At 64.5% G+C, this 20,458-nt stretch carries 16 protein-coding genes; 8 read left to right on the top strand and 8 right to left on the bottom strand.

Going from position 1 to position 20,458, the window contains the following annotated elements; translation table 11 throughout:
- Window positions 1-61: 61 nt before the first annotated feature.
- Complete coding sequence (locus NLM31_RS42270) at window positions 62-1,612, bottom strand: long-chain fatty acid--CoA ligase (protein WP_254196037.1); 1,551 nt, start codon at window positions 1,610-1,612, stop codon at window positions 62-64.
- A gap of 264 nt (window positions 1,613-1,876) precedes the next feature.
- Between NLM31_RS42270 and NLM31_RS42265 the strand changes: the two genes are divergently transcribed.
- The 8 genes from NLM31_RS42265 (at window position 1,877) to NLM31_RS42230 (ending at window position 11,789) form a co-directional block, all read left to right on the top strand.
- Window positions 1,877-3,013, top strand: coding sequence for an acyl-CoA dehydrogenase family protein (locus tag NLM31_RS42265; RefSeq protein ID WP_254196036.1), 1,137 nt, complete (start codon window positions 1,877-1,879; stop codon window positions 3,011-3,013).
- A 12-nt stretch (window positions 3,014-3,025) separates the two neighbouring features.
- Complete coding sequence (locus NLM31_RS42260) at window positions 3,026-4,192, top strand: acyl-CoA dehydrogenase family protein (protein ID WP_254196035.1); 1,167 nt, start codon at window positions 3,026-3,028, stop codon at window positions 4,190-4,192.
- On the top strand, window positions 4,189-4,845 hold the full coding sequence (locus NLM31_RS42255; RefSeq protein ID WP_254196034.1) for a glutathione S-transferase family protein: 657 nt from the start codon (window positions 4,189-4,191) through the stop codon (window positions 4,843-4,845). The genes NLM31_RS42260 and NLM31_RS42255 overlap by 4 nt, the downstream gene beginning before the upstream one ends.
- A gap of 274 nt (window positions 4,846-5,119) precedes the next feature.
- Complete coding sequence (locus NLM31_RS42250) at window positions 5,120-5,920, top strand: helix-turn-helix domain-containing protein (RefSeq protein ID WP_254196033.1); 801 nt, start codon at window positions 5,120-5,122, stop codon at window positions 5,918-5,920.
- Window positions 5,921-6,115: 195 nt separating this feature from the next.
- The gene (locus NLM31_RS42245; protein ID WP_254196032.1) at window positions 6,116-6,982 is read left to right on the top strand and encodes a 3-keto-5-aminohexanoate cleavage protein; all 867 of its coding nucleotides are present in this window, start codon (window positions 6,116-6,118) and stop codon (window positions 6,980-6,982) included.
- Window positions 6,983-7,103: 121 nt separating this feature from the next.
- Complete coding sequence (locus tag NLM31_RS42240; protein WP_254196031.1) at window positions 7,104-8,720, top strand: acyl-CoA carboxylase subunit beta; 1,617 nt, start codon at window positions 7,104-7,106, stop codon at window positions 8,718-8,720.
- Window positions 8,717-10,714, top strand: coding sequence for an acetyl-CoA carboxylase biotin carboxylase subunit (locus NLM31_RS42235; protein WP_254196030.1), 1,998 nt, complete (start codon window positions 8,717-8,719; stop codon window positions 10,712-10,714). The genes NLM31_RS42240 and NLM31_RS42235 overlap by 4 nt, the downstream gene beginning before the upstream one ends.
- A 301-nt stretch (window positions 10,715-11,015) precedes the next feature.
- Window positions 11,016-11,789 (top strand): hypothetical protein, encoded by a 774-nt coding sequence (locus NLM31_RS42230; protein ID WP_254196029.1) that lies wholly within the window; start codon window positions 11,016-11,018, stop codon window positions 11,787-11,789.
- On the opposite strand, the gene NLM31_RS42225 is transcribed toward NLM31_RS42230, so the two are convergent.
- The 7 genes from NLM31_RS42225 to NLM31_RS42195 all read right to left on the bottom strand — a co-directional run bounded on the left by NLM31_RS42225 (window position 11,761) and on the right by NLM31_RS42195 (window position 20,247).
- On the bottom strand, window positions 11,761-12,747 hold the full coding sequence (locus tag NLM31_RS42225; protein ID WP_254196028.1) for an ABC transporter ATP-binding protein: 987 nt from the start codon (window positions 12,745-12,747) through the stop codon (window positions 11,761-11,763). The two genes, NLM31_RS42230 and NLM31_RS42225, sit on opposite strands and share 29 nt — an antisense overlap.
- Entirely contained in the window at window positions 12,744-13,751 is a 1,008-nt protein-coding gene (locus tag NLM31_RS42220) for an ABC transporter ATP-binding protein (RefSeq protein WP_254196027.1), read from the bottom strand. Before NLM31_RS42220 ends, NLM31_RS42225 begins: the two co-directional genes overlap by 4 nt.
- Complete coding sequence (locus tag NLM31_RS42215) at window positions 13,751-14,644, bottom strand: ABC transporter permease (RefSeq protein ID WP_254135044.1); 894 nt, start codon at window positions 14,642-14,644, stop codon at window positions 13,751-13,753. Before NLM31_RS42215 ends, NLM31_RS42220 begins: the two co-directional genes overlap by 1 nt.
- Window positions 14,645-14,653: 9 nt before the next feature.
- The gene (locus NLM31_RS42210; RefSeq protein ID WP_254135043.1) at window positions 14,654-15,601 is read right to left on the bottom strand and encodes an ABC transporter permease; all 948 of its coding nucleotides are present in this window, start codon (window positions 15,599-15,601) and stop codon (window positions 14,654-14,656) included.
- Window positions 15,602-15,640: 39 nt separating this feature from the next.
- Window positions 15,641-17,239, bottom strand: a complete 1,599-nt coding sequence (locus tag NLM31_RS42205) for an ABC transporter substrate-binding protein (RefSeq protein ID WP_254196026.1) — start codon at window positions 17,237-17,239, stop codon at window positions 15,641-15,643.
- Between the two features lie 283 nt (window positions 17,240-17,522).
- Window positions 17,523-19,073 (bottom strand): AMP-binding protein, encoded by a 1,551-nt coding sequence (locus NLM31_RS42200; protein ID WP_254196025.1) that lies wholly within the window; start codon window positions 19,071-19,073, stop codon window positions 17,523-17,525.
- A gap of 19 nt (window positions 19,074-19,092) precedes the next feature.
- Window positions 19,093-20,247, bottom strand: a complete 1,155-nt coding sequence (locus NLM31_RS42195) for an iron-containing alcohol dehydrogenase (RefSeq protein ID WP_254196024.1) — start codon at window positions 20,245-20,247, stop codon at window positions 19,093-19,095.
- Window positions 20,248-20,458 lie beyond the last annotated feature (211 nt).

Raw genomic sequence — 20,458 nt, 5'->3', positions numbered from 1 at the left:
GATTGTTCTGGGTTGGAGCAGGCACGTCGAAAAACGAAAGCGCCCGCGAGGGGCGCTTTGATCAGGCGTTGGCGACTTTCTTGTCGACCTCGGAAGCGACCGAGAATTCCTTGCGCAGGGTCGGCTTGTGGATCTTGCCGGTGGCGTTGCGCGGCAGCGCATCGACGAAGCGGACCTGGCGCGGGCATTTGAAGCGCGCGAGATTGGCTGCGCAATGCGCAAGGACATCAGTCTCGGTCAATCGCTGCCCCTGTTTGACAGCAACGATGGCGAGGCCGACTTCGCCCCATTGCGGATCGGGAATGCCGATCACGGCTGCCTCCGCGATCGCGGTGAGCTGATGCAGGACGTTCTCCACTTCAGCCGGATAGACGTTCTCGCCGCCGGAGATGTACATGTCCTTCCAGCGGTCGACGATGTAGTAGAAGCCTTCGTCATCCACGCGTGTCGCATCGCCGGTGTGCAGCCAGCCGTCGGTGAAGGAGGATTTGTTTGCTTCCGGCCTGTTCCAGTAGCCCGGCGTGATGTTCGGTCCCTTGACCCAGAGCTCACCGAGCTCGCCGACATCGGCATCGCTGCCGTCCGGGCGCACGATGCGCACCTCGGTGTGCAGCACCGGCTTGCCGGCAGAGCCGGCCTTGCGTGCCGCGTCCTCACGGTCGAGCACCAGCACGGCCGGCGACGTCTCGGTCATGCCGTAGCCCTGCTGAAGCGCGACGCCGCGCGCCTCCCACACCTTTAGCAGCGGCACCGGCATCGGAGCGCCGCCGACACCGCAGACGATCAGCCGGGAAAGATCAGTTGTCGCGAAGGCCGGCTGCTGCGCCATGAATTGATAGATCGCGGGCACGCCGAAGAACACGTTGATGCCCTGCGCGGGATCGTTGATCAGGCCGAGCGCGATGCCGGGATCGAACGCGCGCATGATCATCACGGTGCCGCCGGCATGCAGCACGGGGTTGGTGTAGCAGTTGAGCCCGCCGGTGTGGAACAGCGGCAGCACGGTGAGCAGCACCGAGGACGGTCCGATACAGGCGGGCCCGCCGAGATTGACGCAATTCCAGAAGGTCATGCCATGGGTGATGGTCGCGCCCTTCGGATGTCCCGTCGTGCCCGACGTGTACATGATGGTCGAGACGTCATCGAGCGTGACGTCCTCGGCGCGATCGAGCGGTTTTGCAGAGGCGATGCCGGCCTCATAGCCGCCGCCGGGGCCAAGCAGCAAGCTGGTGGCGACGTTGCAGAGCTTTGCCACAGTGAGCGCCGTCTCGGCGAGATCAGTGTCGTGGATCATCACCTTCGGCGCACAATCGGCGGTGATGAATTGAAGCTCGGGAACGGTGAGCCGGGTGTTCAGCGGCACGAAGACCGCGCCTAGCCGCCCGCAGGCGAACTGCACCTCCAGCGTGTCGGTCGTGTTCAGCGCCAGTACCGCGACGCGGTCGCCGCGCGAGACATTCAGCGTGTGGCGGAAGAACGAGGCGAGGCGCGAGACGCGGGCGTCAAGCTGCGCATAGCTGAAGCGGCGCTCGCTCGCGAGATCGATGGCCGCGACCCTGTGAGGTGCGCGGCGCGCATGATGAGCGATCCAGTCGTAGTAACGAACGGCCAAAAATCCCTCCCTCGGCGGTCTTGTGCCACCTGAATTTTATTGCTGTGCACCATGCCCGGCATGGCCCTGGGAGGCCAGCCGGAGTTTTGTGCAGCAGTCTTTTTTGATTTGGAGTTGGCCTGCGGAGGACGAAAATCGTCTTGCGTTGAGTTGCTAGGTCGCGGGCCGGCGAGGTGCGACGAACCACCCAGCCACTCCGCGCAAGTGAGCCGCCAATGTTCCAGCCATGGTGAAACGAGACAAGTCGTGGAAGGCGCGCACGCCATGAAGAGCCCATTTTATACCGCCGAGCACGACGCTTTCCGCGACGTCATGCGCCGGTTCGTCGACAAGGAGATCGCGCCGTTCGCCCATGAATGGGACGAAGCCGGCGAATTCCCCCGTGCGCTCTATCGCAAGGCGGCCGAGATCGGCCTGTTGGGGCTCGGATTCCCCGAGGAATATGGCGGGATCGCCGCCGACCAGTTCATGAAGATCGTGGCCAGCCAGGAGCTGGCGCGGGCAGGCGCCGGCGGCGTCAGCGCCAGCCTGATGAGCCACACCATCGGCTCGCCGCCGATCGCTCGCGCAGCGCGGCCCGAGGTCAAGGCGCGGGTGCTGCCGCAGGTGCTTTCCGGCGAGAAGATCTCCGCGCTCGCCATCACCGAGCCGGGCGGTGGATCGGACGTTGCGAACCTCCGCACCAGGGCGCGGCGTGACGGCAATCACTACGTCGTGAGTGGTGAAAAGACCTTCATCACCTCGGGCGTCCGCGCCGATTATCTGACCGTTGCGGTGCGTACAGGCGGCGAGGGTGCCGGTGGCGTGAGCCTGCTCCTGATCGAGGGCGATACGCCCGGCCTGTCGCGCACCAAGCTGAAGAAGATGGGCTGGTGGGCCTCCGACACGGCGACGCTGCATTTCGACGAGTGCCGTGTGCCGGCCGACAACCTGATCGGCGAGGAGGGCCAGGGTTTCAAGATCATCATGCGGAATTTCAACAGCGAGCGGATGGGCATGGCTGCGGGCTGCACCGCCTTCGCGCGGGTCTGTCTCGATGAAGCGATCGCCTACGCCAAGGAACGCAAGACCTTCGGCAAGCCGCTCGCTCAGCACCAGGTCATCCGCCACAAGATCGTCGACATGGCGCAAAAGGTCGCGGCGTCGCAGGCGATGCTGGAACTGCTGGCCTGGCGGCTGGAGCAGGGCGAGAGCCCGGTCGCCGAAATCTGCATGATGAAGAACCAGGCGACGCAGACCATGGCGTTCTGCGCCTCGGAAGCCGTGCAGATTTTCGGCGGCGCCGGCTTCATGCGCGGCATCAAGGCCGAGCGCATCTACCGCGAGGTCAAGGTCAACGCCATCGGTGGCGGCACCGAGGAGATCATGAAGGATCTCGCCAGCCGGCAGATGGGGTTGTGACGAGGAAAGTAAATGCTGTTCACTGCCGACCACGACGAGATCCGTCGTTCCTTGCAGAAATTCATCGCCAACGAGATCAATCCGCATGTCGATGAATGGGAGAAGGCCGATATCTTCCCGGCGCACGAGCTGTTCAAGAAGATGGGCAGCCTCGGCTTCCTCGGCCTGAACAAGCCTGTCGCGTTCGGCGGCTCCGGCCTCGACTATTCCTATGCGCTGATGATGGCGGAGGAGCTCGGCGCCATTACCTGCGGCGGCGTACCGATGGCGATCGGGGTGCAGACCGACATGGCAACGCCGGCGCTGGCGCGGTTCGGTTCGGATGAGGTCCGGCGCGAGTTTCTCAGCCCGTCCATCTCCGGCGACTACGTCGCCTGCATCGGTGTCTCGGAGCCCGGCGCGGGTTCGGACGTCGCCTCGATCAAGACCGCCGCGAAATCCGACGGCGACGACTACCTCATCACCGGCGGCAAGATGTGGATCACCAACGGCACCCAGGCCGACTGGATCTGCCTGCTGGCCAATACCGGCGACGGCCCCGTTCACCGCAACAAATCGCTGATCTGCGTGCCCATGAAGAGCAAGGGCGTCACCGTCGCCCGCAAGCTCGACAAGCTGGGCATGCGCTCGTCCGACACCGCGCAGATCTTCTTCGACAATGTCCGCGTGCCCAAGCGCAACCGGATCGGCGAGGAGGGCAAGGGCTTTACCTACCAGATGATCCAGTTCCAGGAGGAGCGGCTCTGGGGCGCGGCGGCCTGCCTGAAGGCGCACGAATACATCATCAACGAAACCATTGAATACACCCGCAACCGCAAAGCCTTCGGCCAGAGCATCCTCGACAACCAGATCGTGCACTTCAAGCTCGCGGAGATGCAGACCGAGGTCGAGCTGCTGCGCGCGCTGATCTATCGCGCCGCCGAGCAACTGGTCGCCGGCGAGGATGTCACCAAACTTGCGACCATGGCCAAGCTGAAAGCCGGCCGGCTCGGCCGCGAGCTCACGGACGCCTGCTTGCAATATTGGGGCGGAATGGGCTTTACCAACGAGACGCCGGTCAGCCGCGCCTATCGCGACAGCCGCCTGACCTCGATCGGCGGCGGCGCCGACGAGGTCATGCTGATGGTTCTGTGCAAGATGATGGGCACACTGCCGGGAAGTAAGGGGAAGGCATCATGATCACGCTCTATCATTGCGACGCCGCGCGCTCGTTTCGTCCGCTCTGGATGCTGGAGGAGATGGGACTGCCGTATGAGCTGAAGATGCTGCCGTTCCCGCCGCGGGTCTTCGCCAAGGAATATCTTGCGCTCAATCCGCTCGGCACGATTCCCTTCATGGTCGATGGCGAGACGAAGATGACGGAGTCCTCCGGCATCTGCCACTATCTCGGTGTCAAATACGGTCCGACGCCGCTGATGCTGCGCTCCGAGGATCCCGCCTACGGCGCCTTCCTGAACTGGATGTATTTCAGCGACGCCACGTTAACCTTCCCGCAAACGCTGGTGCTTCGTTACACCCAGCTCGAGCCGGAGGAGCGCCGTAACCCGCAGGTCGCCACCGACTACGCCAAATGGTTCTTAGGGAGGCTGCGCGCCGTCGAGGCAGCGACAGCGAATGCCGAAAGCTTGTGCGCGGGACGCTTCACCGCCGCTGACATTGTCATCGGTTACGCGCTCCGGCTTGCCGAGAGTATCGGGCTTGCCAAGGATTTCGGGCCGAATGTCGCAGCCTATTGGGCGCGCCTGCAGCAGCGCGACGGCTTCAAGCGCGCGGTAGCTGCGGAGCAGAAGGCCGGCACTGAACAGAATGTTGCGCCGCGCGTGCGGGCGTAGTGGTCGTCCCGGCGAAGGCCGGGACCCATAACCACAGGGAGAAATTTCGCGAAGATTGGTCATTCGGAATTAGTGCCATCCGCATCGATAGACCTCGCGGTATGGGTCCCGGCCTTCGCCGGGACGACGAAGAGTTCCGGGGCGACTGATCGTCGTCCCGGAATGGTAATTTTTTGCGCTCCATGACAGCGCTATCCCGCCGTGACAGCGCCCAAATTTCCGCTAAGGTGACCTCCGTCCGCAGCGGCCAAAGAGCCGCGCGAGGAGGAACCCAATGGAAGACAAGGGTCGCGAATCCGACCATCTGATGCTGATCACGCCGGAGCGGGTGTTTTATGCCGGCTTGCTCGGCAGGCCCCGCAAGCGGACTCCAGGTTGCTGCCACGTCTATGTCGCCGTGAAAGGCAGCCTGCATCTGACCATCGACGACGTTCTCGCCACTGCCGAACTGTTCGTCACCCTGCCGAACCAGCGGCACTCCATCGCCAGCGACTACCGCACTGCAATCAGCGTGACGCTCGAGCCCGAAAGCATGCCGGACGGCGTGATCGAGGCCTTGGCCCAGCGACTGATGGGACCGGACCGTGCGGTCTATGCCCGAAAAATCCTCGCCGCCTACGCGCTGCTGCGCCAGCGCCGTTATGGCGACATCAGCACCGCCGAATTCGACGAGATGTGCTTTGGCGAGGCGCTGCCGCGCCGTGTGCTCGACCCGCGCGTCACGCGCGCCGTCGCCCGCATCGAGCGCTTCTCGGGTGAACCGGTAACCGCCGACACCTGCGCGGCCGAAGCTGGTCTGTCAGCCTCGCGCTTCCTGCATCTGTTCAAGGAAGAGACCGGCATCTCGTTCCGCTCCTTCCGGGCCTGGAAGCGTGCGCGGCATCTGCTGCACTTCGCCAACCAGGATCTCAACCTCGCTCATCTCGCGCAGGATATCGGCTATCCCGATAGCACCCATTTCAGCCATTCGATCCGCCGCTTCTACGGATTGAAGCCACGCGCGATCTTCGTCGGCTCGCGCGACCTCGCGATCTATCGCAGCAGCGAGACGGTGAGGCTCGCGGAGGCGAGTTGACACTCTCGTAGGGTGGGCAAAGGCGCAAAGCGCCGTGCCCACGACCTCTCGGCAATTGGCAAAGATGGTGGGCACGCTTCGCTTTGCCCACCCTACGATAGCTCGTCTTTAGCTAGCTTCTCCGCGCAAGAAGCCGCATGCCCTGCATCACATGATCACCCACGTTGAATTCTCAACGTGCGAGACATCAGTGGTATGAGCGACAAGGCCGTCATCACCTGCGCGCTGAACGGCGTGCTCACCGACCCGAAGCAGCACAACGTGCCCGTGACGCCCGAGCAGATGGCGCGCGAGGCCAAGGCTGCATTCGATGCGGGCGCGTCCATCATGCACATCCATCTGCGCCAGCAGGCGCCGGACAAGGGGCATCTGCCGTCCTGGGAGGTCGCCGTCAGCAAGGAGATCCAGCAGGCGATCCGCGAAGCCTGCCCCGGCGTCATCATCAATCACACCTCGGGGGTATCTGGGCCGAACTACAGCGGCGCGCTCGATTGCATCCGCGAGACCAGGCCGGAGATCGCCGCCTGCAACGCCGGCTCGCTGAATTACCTGAAAGTGAAGGCCGACAACACCTGGGCCTGGCCGCCGATGATGTTCGACAACGCGGTCGAGAAGGTGAAGGACTATCTCGACGTCATGAACGCGGTCGGCACCATCCCCGAGTTCGAATGCTTTGACGTCGGCATCGTTCGCTGCGTCGGCATGTACCACCAGGTCGGCATGTACAAAGGTCCGCTCGAATATAATTTCGTCATGGGTGTCGCATCGGGGATGCCGTCGGACCCGGAGCTGCTGCCGATCCTGATCAAGCTGAAGCGGCCGGAAGCGCAATTTCAGGTCACCGCGATCGGTCGCGAGGAGATCTGGCCGCTGCACCAGCGCTGCGCCGAGCTCGGCGGTCACTTACGCACCGGTCTGGAGGACGCGTTCTATCTCGCCGACGGCAAGAAGGTGACGTCGAACGGCCAGCTGATCGAGGCCATCGCCGCCTGCGCCCGTCGCGCCGGCCGGGACATCGCCAGCCCCGCCGAGGCGCGGAAGATCTTTGGGACGAACAGGTAGTTACACACTCGGTCATTCCGGGATGGCCCGAAGGGCCAGGCCCGAAATCCATAACCACGATCGGGAGTATGGATTCCGGGCTCGCGCTCCGCGCGCCCCGGAATGACGGGCAGGAGCTTTGATGTCCATTCTCGAAAACACCATCTCCCCCGGCCGCGCCGCCTACCGTGCCAACCGCGACGGCATGCTCGGCCTGATCGACCGCATGCGTGGGCTGGAAGAGCGCACGCGCTTGGCGTCGGCTGCGGCCAAGGATCGCTTCCACAAGCGCGGCCAGCTGCTGCCGCGTGAGCGCGTTGCGCTGGTGCTGGATCCCGGCGCGCCCTTCATCGAGCTGTCGACGCTCGCCGGCTACATGTTCGACGTGCCGGATGCGAGCAAGAGCGTGCCGGGCGGTGGCGTCATCGCCGGCATCGGCTTCGTCTCGGGCATTCGCTGCATGGTCAGCGCCAACGATGCCGGCATCGATGCCGGCGCGCTGCAGCCCTACGGCCTCGACAAGACCATCCGCGTTCAGGAGCTCGCGCTGGAGAACAAGCTGCCTTACGTGCAGCTCGTCGAAAGCGCCGGTGCAAATCTGCTGCGTTACCGCGTTGAGGATTTTGTCCGCGGTGGCAACATTTTTCGCAATCTTGCGCGGCTTTCGGCCGCCGGCTTGCCGGTCGTTACCGTCACGCACGGCTCGTCCACCGCGGGTGGCGCCTATCAGACCGGTCTGTCCGACTACATCGTCATGGTCCGCGGCCGCACCCGTGCCTTTCTCGCCGGCCCTCCGCTGCTGAAGGCCGCAACCGGCGAGATCGCCACGGAAGAAGAGCTCGGTGGCGCCGAGATGCACACCCAAATCTCCGGTCTCGGCGACTATCTTGCTGAGGACGACCGCGACGCGCTGCGCATCGCGCGCGAGATCATGGCGGCGCTGGAATGGGAGCGGCCGGGCCGGGTGGCGTCGGAATTCAAGCCGCCGCGCTACGACCAGGACGAGCTGCTCGGCATCATGCCGATGGACCACAAGCGCCCGGTCGACATGAAGCAGGTGATCGCGCGCATCATCGACGATTCAGATTTCACCGAGATGGCTCCGAACTATGGCCCGGCCACCGTCTGCGGCCATGCGCGCATCGAAGGCCAGGCGATCGGTATCATCACCAACAACGGTCCGCTCGATCCCGCCGGCGCCAACAAGGCAACGCATTTCATCCAGGCCTGCTGCCAGACCCGTACGCCGATCCTCTATCTCAACAACACCACCGGCTACATGGTCGGAAAAGCCTATGAAGAAGCCGGCATGATCAAGCACGGCTCCAAGATGATCCAGGCGGTGACCTCGGCGACGGTGCCGCAGATCACCATCTATTGCGGCGCCTCGTTCGGCGCCGGCAATTACGGCATGTGCGGGCGCGGCTTCCATCCGCGCTTCTGTTTCTCATGGCCCAATGCCAAGACCGCCGTGATGGGCGGCGAGCAGGCCGCCGAGACCATGGCGATCGTGACCGAGGCCGCCGCAGCGCGCCGCGGCAAGCCGGTGGAGAAGGAGAAGCTCGATGCCATGAAGGCGCAGATCATCGGCGTGTTCGACGGCCAGATGGACGTGTTCTCGACCAGCGCGCGCGTGCTCGACGACGGCGTGATCGATCCGCGCGATACGCGCGCGGTCCTTTCCGAAGTGCTGGCGATCTGCCGCGAAGGCGATTCGCGGTCGCCACAGCGCATGCAATTCTCGGTGGCCCGGCCATGAGGAACGGATCAGTGCAGCACCGTCCGTTCTTCAAGGTCCTGGTCGCCAATCGCGGCGAGATCGCGCTGCGTGTGATGCGCAGTGCGCGGCAGCTTGGGCTTGGCGTCGTCGCGGTCTATTCGGATGCCGATCGCGATGCGCTCCACGTGAAGCAGGCCGATCAGGCGGTGCGGATCGGCGAAGCCTTGCCGGCGCAATCCTATCTCAACATCCCCGCGATCATTGGCGCAGCGAAAGCCAGCGGCGCGGATGCCGTGCACCCCGGCTACGGCTTCCTCGCCGAGAACGAAGACTTTGCACAAGCCTGCAAGGATGCTGGTCTCGTCTTCATCGGCCCGTCGCCGCAGGCGATCGAGGCGATGGGCAACAAGGCCGGCGCCAAGGAGATCATGAAGAAGGCCGGCGTGCCTTGCGTGCCCGGCTATCAAGGTGCCGACCAAGGCGACGAGGTCATGCTCGCGGAAGCCAAGAAGATCGGGTTTCCCGTCATGATCAAGGCCGTCGCGGGTGGTGGTGGGCGCGGCATGCGGCTCGTGACCGACGCTGCGTCGTTCGGCGATGCCCTGCGCAGCGCACGGTCGGAGGCGAAGGCGGCGTTCGGCGATCCCACCGTGATTCTCGAACGCGCAATTCAAAATCCCCGCCATATCGAGATCCAGGTGTTCGGCGACAGCCACGGCAACGCCATCCATCTCGGCGAGCGCGACTGTTCGGTGCAGCGCCGGCACCAGAAGCTGATCGAGGAGGCGCCGTCGCCGGCGGTGACGGCCGAACTGCGTGCGAAAATGGGCGAGGTCGCCGTCGCAGCCGTGAAGGCATTGCGCTACGAGGGCGCCGGCACGCTGGAGTTCCTGCTCGATGCCAGCGGCGAGTTCTATTTCATGGAAATGAACACGCGTCTTCAGGTCGAGCATCCCGTGACCGAGGCGATCACCGGGCTCGATCTCGTCGAGCTGCAACTGCGCGTCGCGCGCGGCGAGCCGCTGCCAGTGAAGCAGCAGGACATCAAGTTCTCCGGTCACGCCATCGAAGTGCGGCTCTGCTCGGAAGACGCCGCGCAGGATTTCATGCCGCAGTCTGGCCGCATGGCGCGCTGGCAGGTGCCTGATGGCATTCGTGTCGAGCATGCGCTGCAATCGGGCTCGGAGATCCCGCCGTTCTACGATTCCATGATCGCCAAGGTGATCAGCCATGGCGCGACACGTGAGGAGGCGAGGGGACGGCTGATCGTCGGACTTGAGCAACTCACGGCGTTCGGCGTGACCACCAACCAGGCATTCCTGATGTCGTGCCTGCGCCATCCCGGCTTTGCCAGGGGCGAGGCGACGACGGCGTTCATCGGCACGCATCGCGACGAACTGTTGGCGCCGCGCGTGGAGGCTGCCTTCGACACGGCATTGGCGGGCGTGCTGCTCTACGTCACTAATCCGCGCGCGCCGGCGTGGCGGAGTGGCCGGAGCTTGTCGGCGACGTTCCCGCTACCTGCCAAGCTCGAAATCGCGAGCCATACGCATGAACTGGAAATCACCCGCGAGCGCGATGGCAGCTACACCGTCATCGCTGGCGGTCGCCAGGACAAATTCGAGATCGATCAGCTCGATTCCGGCTCGATCCGCTTCCGCCATGACGGCGTGACGGACAGCGCAAAATTCCTCCGCGATGGCGACCGGCTCTACGTCCAGCACCGCGGCGTCCCGCTTGCGGTGACCGATCTCACGCTCGCTGCACCGAAAGCCGCAGCAAGCAATGGCGGCGACGGAAAGGTCCGCGCCGCCATGAACGGCCGTGTCGTCGCCGTTCTCGTCAGGCCGGGTGACCGCGTCACCGCCGGCCAACCGGTGATCACGCTGGAAGCGATGAAGATGGAGCACGTCCACAAGGCCGGCATCGACGGCGTGGTCGCCGCGATCGATGTCGCCGAGGGCGAGCAGGTGACGACCGGGCGGATCGTAGCGGAGATCGGGGCGGCTGGGGCTGCGAGCGCGGTCTCGTAGGGTGGGCAAAGGCGCAAAGCGCCGTGCCCACCAACATTGGCGATTGGGCGCGAACGGTGGGCACGCTCCGCTTTGCCCACCCTACGGCGCAGCGGTCGAAAATCCGGAAATCAAAATAATTTCAATGTGATGTTGTCCCAACGTGCCGTGGACTGCCTCGAGCATCACCAGCGGCGAGTACTCTCCGACGAAATATATTGAACATTGTTCATTTCTGAAATATAGATATTGAACAGCGTTCAAATTACGCGTGGTGGTCAGCAAGTTGTATGCTGATGACACACGCCCGGAGATCGACGCCATGCTCCTGTCAGTGTCCCCCCGTTTCACGTTCGCGCCCCTGCAGGCTCGCGAAAAGTATCTGATCGGCGCGCTCATTGTCCTGACGCTGGCGGCGCTATTGGCGCCGGCGTTGCCAGCCTCCGCATGGCACACACCGCATTTCGTCGACACCCGCACTTGGCTCGGTGTTCCCAACGCCGGCGACGTGCTCAGCAATCTTCTCTTCCTGGCGATGGCCATCTGGGGTTTGGTGCGGCTGCGCGCCCGCGGTGACGGGCCCGTGGGTGCACGCTGGTTCTTCATAGGACTGATCCTCACTTGCGTGGGGTCATGCTTCTATCACCTGGATCCCGACGCGCCGGAGCGGCTCGTGGCCGATCGTCTCGGCATGGCGGTGGCGTTCGCGGGCTTTCTGGGCATCGCGACAGGCGACCGCATCAGCGTGCGCGCCGGTCAGGCGGTGGTTGTGCTGGTGACGGTCGCGGGCCTGCTCGCGGCCTGGGTGGCATACGACAACCTTACGCCATGGGTGGTCGTGCAGTTCGGCGGCATGGCGCTTGCCGTGGCACTGGCGCTGACACGGCCCCTGCCTGGGGCGCTTGGCGTGCCGCTGGGCAGCGTGATCTTCTTTTATGTGCTGGCCAAGCTTTTTGAACTTGGCGACGTGGCCGTGTTCGAAGCGACAGGGCACCTCGTCTCGGGCCATACGCTGAAGCATCTGGCTGCCGCGCTGGCGGCGTGGCCGGTGATCCGTGCGTTGCGGCCTACGGACTCCGTCCCGTCCCCTCGTTGAGCAGGCACGCCACCTGATGCGCGTCGCCTGCGTCCATCAGCACCGGCCGCTCCGTCTTGCACCGCGCCACCGCAAACCGACAGCGTGTGTGAAATGCGCAGCCGGGCGGGGGATTGACCGGGCTCGGCACGTCGCCGTCGACCAGCGGGGCGAGCTTTTTTGCCAGCGGGTTGGCGATCGGCACCGAGGCGAGCAGGGCCTGCGTGTAGGGATGGCGCGGGTTGCGGAACAGTTCGTCCTTGTCGGCAATCTCGACGATGCGGCCGAGATACATCACGGCCACGCGGTGGCTGATATGCGCGACCACGGCGAGGTCGTGCGCGATGAAGAGATAGGAGAAGCCGTGCTGCTTCTGCAAATCGATCAGCAGGTTGATCACTTGCGCCTGGATCGAGACGTCGAGCGCGGACACGGGCTCGTCGCAGACGATCAGGCGCGGCTCCAGCGCCAGCGCCCGTGCGATGCAGATGCGCTGCCGCTGTCCGCCCGAAAATTGATGCGGGAAATTGCGCATCTGGTCGGGCCGGAGGCCCACCTGCTCGAACAGCTTCGCGACGCGCGCTTCGAGTGCCTTGCCTGTCGCGAGACCGTGGACCGCGATCGGCTCGCCGACGATATCGCCCGCCGTCATGCGCGGGTTGAGCGAGGCGAACGGGTCCTGAAATACGATCTGCATCGAACGGCGATGCCGGCGCAGCGCCGTCTTGGACAAATGCGTGATGTCCTCACCGTCCAGGCGGATCTGGCCCGAGGTCGGTTCGACCAGCCGCAGCACGCTGCGCGCCACGGTCGATTTGCCGCAGCCGGATTCGCCGACGAGGCCCAGCGTTTCGCCCGCGCCGAGCGAAAACGAGACGCCGTCGACCGAGTGCACGGTGCCGACCTGTCGGCGCAGCACCCCGGCGCGCACCGGATAATGCTTCTTGAGGTCGGTGACTTCGAGAAGTCGCTCGGTCATGCCACCTCCGCCACTTCGGCCGCGCGCCAGCAGGCGGCGAGATGGCCGCCGCCCCAATCGGTCAGCGGCGGATATTCGGCTTCGCAGCGCTTCACTGCGAGCTTGCAGCGCGGCGCGAAAGCGCAGCCCTTCGGCAGTCGCACCAGCGATGGCACGGTGCCGGGAATTTCGTTCAGCCGCTCCTGCGCCGCGATGCCGGACGCGGGCACCGCCGGGATCGAAGCCATCAGCCCGCGCGTGTACGGATGTTTTGGTGCGGCGAACAGCGCCTCGACACTGGCCTCCTCGACCTTCCGGCCCGCATACATCACGATCACGCGCTGCGCGGTTTGGGCAACGACGCCGAGGTCATGCGTGATCAGCACGAGGCCGGTGCCGAGCTCTTTCTGGAGATCGAGGATCAACGCCAGGATCTGCGCCTGGATGGTGACGTCGAGCGCGGTGGTCGGCTCGTCCGCGATCAGCAGCGCCGGCCGGCAGGCCAGCGCCATCGCGATCATGGCACGCTGGCGCATGCCGCCGGAGAGCTGGTGCGGATATTCGCGCGCGCGCCGCGCCGGCTCGGGGATGCGCACCAGCCGCAGCATCTCGACGGCGATGTTGTGCGCCTCCTTGGTCGGCAGGTTCCGATGCAGCCGCACTGCTTCGACGATCTGGTCGCCGATCCGCATGACCGGATTGAGCGAGGTCATCGGCTCCTGGAAGATCATGGAGATGCGATTGCCGCGGATCTTGCGCATCTCCGCTTCGCTCAGCGCCAAAAGATCGGTGCCTTCGAGCGTGACGGTGCCGCCGACGATGCGACCCGGCGGGTCGGGCACCAGCCGCATCAGGGAGAGCGCGGTGACGCTCTTGCCGCAGCCGGATTCGCCGACGATCGCCAGTGTCTCGCCGCGACTCACGGTGAACGACACATCGTCGACAGCCCTGAACAGGCCGGAATTGGTGAAGAACACCGTCTTCAGGTTCTTCACGTCGAGCACGAGATCGGAGGTGTCAGCCATCAGCCGCGCTGCCGGGGATCGAGGATGTCGCGCAAGGCGTCACCGAACAGGTTTGCGCCGAACACGGCGAGGCTGATCGCGATACCCGGGAAGATCACCAGCCACGGCGCGGTGCGGACATATTCGGCGGCGGACTCGGAGAGCATGCGGCCCCATGACGGATAAGGTTCGGGAATGCCGAGGCCGAGGAAGGAGAGCGAGGCTTCGGTGAGGATGGTCGAGCCGAGCTGGGCGGTCGCCAGCACGATCAGCGGCGCCAGCGTGTTCGGCAGCACGTGACGCAGCGCGATACGCACTTCGCTCATGCCGATCGATTTCGCCGCTTCCACGAACGGCTGCTCGCGCAGCGCCAGCGTGTTGGCGCGGGTGACGCGCGAGACGGTCGGGATCAGGGGAATGGCAATGGCGAGGATGACGTTCGGCAGCGATGGGCCGAGTGCCGCCGTCATGATCAGGGCCAGCACCAGCAGCGGCAGCGCCTGCAGGATGTCGGAAACGCGCTGGAACACGAGGTCGACCCAGCCGGAGAGATAGCCGGAGGTGAGGCCGACGATCACGCCGATCGTGCCGCCGAGCGCGGTCGAGCCGATTCCGACCGCGAGCGAAATCCGCGCGCCGTGGATGATGCGGCTGAACACGTCGCGGCCGAAGGAATCCGTGCCCATCCAGTGCGCGAGGCTCGGCCGCATCAGCGCGTGGGCGGAATCGACGCTCAGCGGGTCATAGCGTGCGATGAAGTCGGCGAAGATCGCCGTCAGCACGAACAGCGTCATGATCACGAGCCCGGCCGCGCCCAGCACGTGCCGCTGCGCCAGGAACAGCACACGCCGCCAGCCGCCGGTCGCATGGGCGCCGGCCCGCCTCAGTTCGACGTCGAAGTCGATCGCGGCCAAGCTGATCTCCTAATCCGTGTATCTGATGCGTGGATCGAACACGGCGTAGAGCATGTCGACGATGAAGTTCGCGGTGACCACCACGACGGCAATCAGCATCACGAGGTTCTGCACGATCGGATAATCCCGCCAGCGGATCGCCTCGACCAGGAAGCGGGCGACGCCCGGGATATTGAACACGGTCTCCGTGACGATCAGGCCGCCGATCAGGAACGCCGCCTCGATGCCGATCACGGTGATCACGGGCAAAATCGCGTTCTTCAGCGCGTGGTGATAATTCACGGCGGCGTCAGATGCGCCCTTGGCGCGCGCGGTGCGGATATAATCCTGCCGCAGCACTTCCAGCATCGAGGAACGCGTGATGCGCATGGTCAGCGCGGCGCTGCGGAAGCCGACCGCAGCGGCCGGCACGGCATAGGTCGCGAACGCCTCGAGCCACGTCGCGGGGTTGGGATTGAAGATCGGGATCTGGCCGAACATCGCCACGGCGGCGGTGAGGATCAGCAGGCCGAGCCAGAATGAGGGCAACGACAAGCCGCTCAGGCTCACAACACGCAGCGCGTAATCGAGGCGTGTCCCCTGCTTGACCGCGCTGATGACGCCGAGCGGAATGCCGATCGAAGCCGAGAACAGCAGCGCGAGGCCGGCAAGCCGCGCGGTGATCGGGATCCGCGGCAAAATCTCCTGCAGCGCCGGCTTCTCCGACACATAGGAGTAGCCGAAGTCGCCGCGCAGAAAACCGCTGATCCAGTGCCAGTATTGCACGACCAGCGGCTGGTCGATGCCGAGCTCCTTCTCCAGATTGGCCTTGTCGGCGGGATCGACATAACCGGCCGCCGCGAACAGGATGTCGACGATGTTGCCGGGCACGATGCGCAACAGGAAGAAGATGACGACCGAGATCCCGAACAGGGTCACGAGCATCAGGAACAGGCGCCGTACCAGATAGGCAAACATTCGCGCCCTCCCGCCGAGCTGTCTCGCCCGTTCGCCGCGCTACTTGTCCATCCAAAGATCTTCGTACCGGTACCCATTATAGGAGCTGTTGGTCATCACAGTCACGCCCTTCACATAGGGCTGCCAGCAGGTGCCGGTGCGCGCGTGGAAGATGATCGGGCGGGCGACGTCCTCCTGCAACTTCTTGTCGATGTCCCACACCAGCTTCTTGCGCTTGGCGATATCGGTCTCCTGCGACTGCACGTCGAACAGCTTTTCGATCTCCTTGTTGCAGTAATTGGTGTAGTTGCGCTCGGAGCCGCAGGAATAGTTCTCGTAGAACGACTGGTCGGGATCGTCGACGGCGTTGCCGGTCAGGTTGAGGCCGAGCATGTAGTCCTTGCGCGCGATCTTCGGGAACCAGTTCGCGGTCTCGACCACGTCGAGCTCGCCGTCGATATAGATGCTCTTGAGCTGGTCGATCAGGATCACCGCCGGATCGCGGTAGACCGGAATGTTGCGGGTCGAGACCTTGACGGCGAGGTGCTTGTCCGGCCCGTAGCCGGCTTTCTGCATCAGCTTCCGGGCTTCCTCGCGGTTGGCGTTGATGTCGGGACCGTACCCCGGAATGGTCTCCAGCATCTCCTTCGGCATGCCCCATAGACCGTTCGGTGGCGGCAGCATGGTGCCGCCGACATCGCCCTGGCCCTCGAACATGATCGAGATGAACGCCTTGCGGTCCAGCGACAGCGCCATGGCCTTGCGGATGTCGATGTTGTCGAACGGCGGCGCCGATGAATTGACGATGATGTTGGTCGCGACGTTGTTCGGCTCGACCTCGCAGATCGCGTTCGGCGCCTGCGACTTCACGTCTTTCAGCAGCGGAATGCTCACCTCGGTCGGGAAGGTCATGTCGAACTTGCCGGCGACGAAGGCGAGGATCGCGGTCGAGCGGTTCGGGATGATGGTGAACTCGATGCCGTCGAGATAGGGCCGGCCCTTGCGCCAATAGTCGGTGTTGCGCGTCAGCTTGATCGATTCATTGGCCTTGAACTCGACGAACTTGAACGGGCCCGTGCCGATCGGATGCGTGCGCATGTCGCCGGGCGAGACGTGGCAGGGATAGACCGGCGTATAGCCGGAGGCGAGCAGCGCCAGCAGCGACGGCTGCGGGCGCTTCAAATTGAAGGAGACCTCGAAGTCGCCATTGGTCGAGACATCGTTGACCTGGTCGTACCAGCTCTTGCGCGGGTTCTGCCGGAACTTCTGCTGCGACTTGCCCATCAGCATGTCGAAGGTGCATTTGACGTCCGCCGAGGTGAACGGCTTGCCGTCGTGCCATTTGACGCCCTGGCGCAGCTTGAAGGTCAGCGTCTTGTTGTCGTTGACCCAGGCCCAGCTCTCCGCGAGTTCCGGCACGATGTTGTTCATCGTGTTCTGGGGCTCGTCCTGCTTGTAGATGACGAGATTGTTGAAGACCGGCATGAAGGGAACATTGAGCGAGTAGGTCGCGCCTTCATGGATCGAGGCGTTGCCGGGGCTGTCGCGGTGATACATCCGCAGGATTCCGCCCTGTTTGGGCTCGCCGGCGAAGGCATTGGTCGAAAACGCCAGCAAAGATAGCGCCGCCGTCGCGGCGAGCGCCCACACGCTCCGCATCCTCGGTCCTCCCTGGACATCAGCCGTTGACGGCCTGTTTGAGCGGACGATAGCCGACGCGCGCGGAGGGAGGCAACGGGCGAAGCTGCTCAGCGGGCTTGGCAATTCGGATGACTTAACGCCGCAGGAGTTTCATAATCTCACAATGTGAGAGTGCAGGTGCGAAGGGCGGTTCCGTCGTGATGTTGTGCAGCACTGCACGAACAAACACCGGCCCCCCGTGCGCAATTGCGCACTAGGCCGGGACGACACCGAGAGTGAGGCGCGAGACTGCCCAAGCTTCTCACACGATCCTCGACGTCTTGTTGCCCCAGTAGCGGTCCCTTAGCAGCCGCTTGTACAGTTTTCCCGTCGGCAGCCGCGGCAACTCCTTCTCGAAATCGACCGAACGCGGCACTTTCTGCCGCGACAGTGACGCCCCGCAGAAGGCAATCAGCTCCTCCGCGAGCGCTTCGTCGGGCCGCACGCCCGGTATCGGCTGCACCACGGCCTTCACCTCCTCGCCGAGATCGGCATTGGGCACGCCGAACACGGCGGCATCGGCGACCTTCGGATGGGTGATCAGCAAATTCTCGCATTCCTGCGGATAGATGTTCACTCCACCGGAGATGATCATGAAGGTGGCGCGGTCGGTGAGATAGAGGAAGCGGTCGTCGTCGACATAGCCGACGTCGCCGACGGTGCTCATGCTGCCATCAGCCGAGCGCGCCTCCTTGGTCTTTTCGGGATCGTTGAAATATTCGAAGGGCGATCCCGTCTTGAACCAGACCTGGCCGGGCGTTCCGGTCGGGCACGGCCGCATGTCCTCGTCTAGGATGTGGAGGTCGCCGAGCAGCACCTTGCCGACGGTGCCGCGGTGGCTCAGCCATTCCTCGCTGTTGCAGGCGGTAAAGCCGAGGCCTTCGGTGGCGCCGTAATATTCGTGAATGATCGGCCCCCACCATTTGATGATGTCGTCCTTGACCAGCGCCGGGCAGGGCGCGGCCGCATGGATCGCGATCTCGAGCGAGGACAGATTGTAGCGATTGCGCACCTCCTCCGGCAGCTTCAGCATGCGCGAAAACATCGTCGGCACCAGCTGGCTGTGGGTGATGCCCCACTGCTCGACGAGTTGGAGGTAACGTTCGGGATCGAACGTCTCCATGATGACGACGGTGCCGCCCTGGCGGATGGTGAGGTTCACGGCGGCCTGCGGCGCCGAGTGATAGAGCGGCGCCGGCGACAGATAGATCATGCCCTCGCGGTAATGCCAGAGCTTGTGCAGGAAATCGAACAGCGGCAGATTGTGCTTCGGCGGTTCTTCCGGCAGCGGCCGAATGATGCCCTTCGGCCGTCCGGTCGTGCCGGACGAATAGAGCATGGCGGTGCCGAGCCATTCATCCGCGACCGGCGTCTTCGGCAGATCGGCGGTGACATCCGCGAGCCCGACGATGCGGTCGCTCTCGCCGGGGCCGTCGGCAACGATGCAGAGCTTGATATCAGGGCAGGCCTGGATCGCTTCGCGCGCGACGTCCAGCTTCGCCACTGACGTGATCAGGATCTTCGATTGGCTGTTGACGAGGAGATAGGCCAGCTCACCGGGCGTCAGGAAGGAGTTGATGCAGGTGTAGTAGAGGCCGGACCGTTCGCCCGCGCCGCAGGCTTCGAGATAGCGGGAATTGTTCTCCATGAAGATCGAGTAGTGATCGAGCCGCCTCAAGCCGTGCTTGCGAAACAGGTGCGCCAGCCGGTTGCTGCGTGCATCGAGCTCGCGATAGGTGACGGCCTCGCCCGTCGTCGCCATGATGAAGGCGGGTTGCAGCGGGCGCAGACAGGCGTGCAGACCTGGGTACATCAGTCCTCCGGGATTGAACTCATGCGGCGAGAAGCAGGATTTCGCGCACCTGTGCAGGCGCCTCGATCTTGCGCGGATTGCGCGGGATCCAGTTGGTGCGCATCGCCTGTTCGGCGATGGCATCGAAATGTTCGGGCGAGACGCGGACGTCGGCGAGGCTGCGGGGCATGCCGAGCGAACGGATGAAGGCGTCGAGCACGTCGGCGGCGTTGTGGCCGGGAAAGCCCATGGCGGCAGCGACGATCATCTGGCGCTCGGCGTTGGCGCTCGCGTTCCAGCGCATCACCGCCGGCAGCATGATGCAGGAGGTGTAGCCATGCGGCACGTCGAAGGCCGCACCGAGCACGTAACCGATGCCGTGGCTCGCACCCATCGGCACGCCGGCGGCGAGTGCGCCCATCGACAGCCAGGTGCCGATCTGCGCATCCATCCGCGCGTCGAGATCGCTCGCGTCGGCCTTCACCCGCGGCAGCGCATCGGCGAGCATGGCGAGGCCCTTCACCGACTGCGCGTCGGCGTAAGGGTGGGTCTCGCGCGAGCAGATCGCCTCGACGCAATGGTCGACGGCGCGAATGCCGGTCGAGAGGAACAGCCATTCGGGCGTGTGCACGGTGATGGCGGGATCGAGGATGGTCGCGCGCGGCACGGTCAGCGGATGCCGCAGCATCTGCTTCACATGGGTGCTGCGGTCGGTGACCCCCGCGATTGACGAGAACTCGCCGCCGGCGATCGTGGTCGGCACGCTGATCTGGCGCACGGTCGGTGCCGTCATCTCCGGTGCGACGCCCTTGTGGACGCGGACACGGTCGATGCCGTCAATGTCGTCGATGCCGTTGGCGAGACAGAGCTGTACCGCCTTGGCGCCGTCGGTGATCGAGCCGCCACCCACGGTGACGATCAGGTCGGCGCCGGCCTCGCGTGCCGCATTGGTCGCGGCGATCACCGCCTCGCGCGGCGTGTGCGCCGGCATGGCATCGAACAGCCCGGCGCAGCGCGGCCCCAGCGCCTGGACGATTTTTGTGATCTCGTCGGTCTCCCGGTTCAGCGTGCCCGAGACCATCAGGAAGGCGCAGCGCGTTCCCAGCCGGTCCATCTGCGCGACAATGGCCTCAGTCGCCGGATGCCCGAATACGACCTCCTCGATCGCGCCGTAAACGACACGTCCCTGATGCACGCCTGTCCTCCCCGGACAATTCGTCTTGTTTTTGTAAGGGGTAATCTAGCCGAGCGGCCGTCCCGCGTCATGTGCGAAGACGCTGGCTCTTTACCCTCCCCTGGAGGGGGAGGGTCGATCGCGCGAAGCGCGAGCGGGGTGGGGTGATCTCTCCACACCGGCACTGTTGGACGCGGAGAGACCGTCACCCCACCCCGTCTCACATTTCGCT

It is taken from the genome of Bradyrhizobium sp. CCGUVB4N, assembly GCF_024199945.1.
In the GTDB taxonomy this organism is placed as follows: Bacteria; Pseudomonadota; Alphaproteobacteria; order Rhizobiales; family Xanthobacteraceae; genus Bradyrhizobium.
Note: the sequence above shows the minus strand (reverse complement) of the source record. Positions and strands in the feature narration are given on the sequence as shown.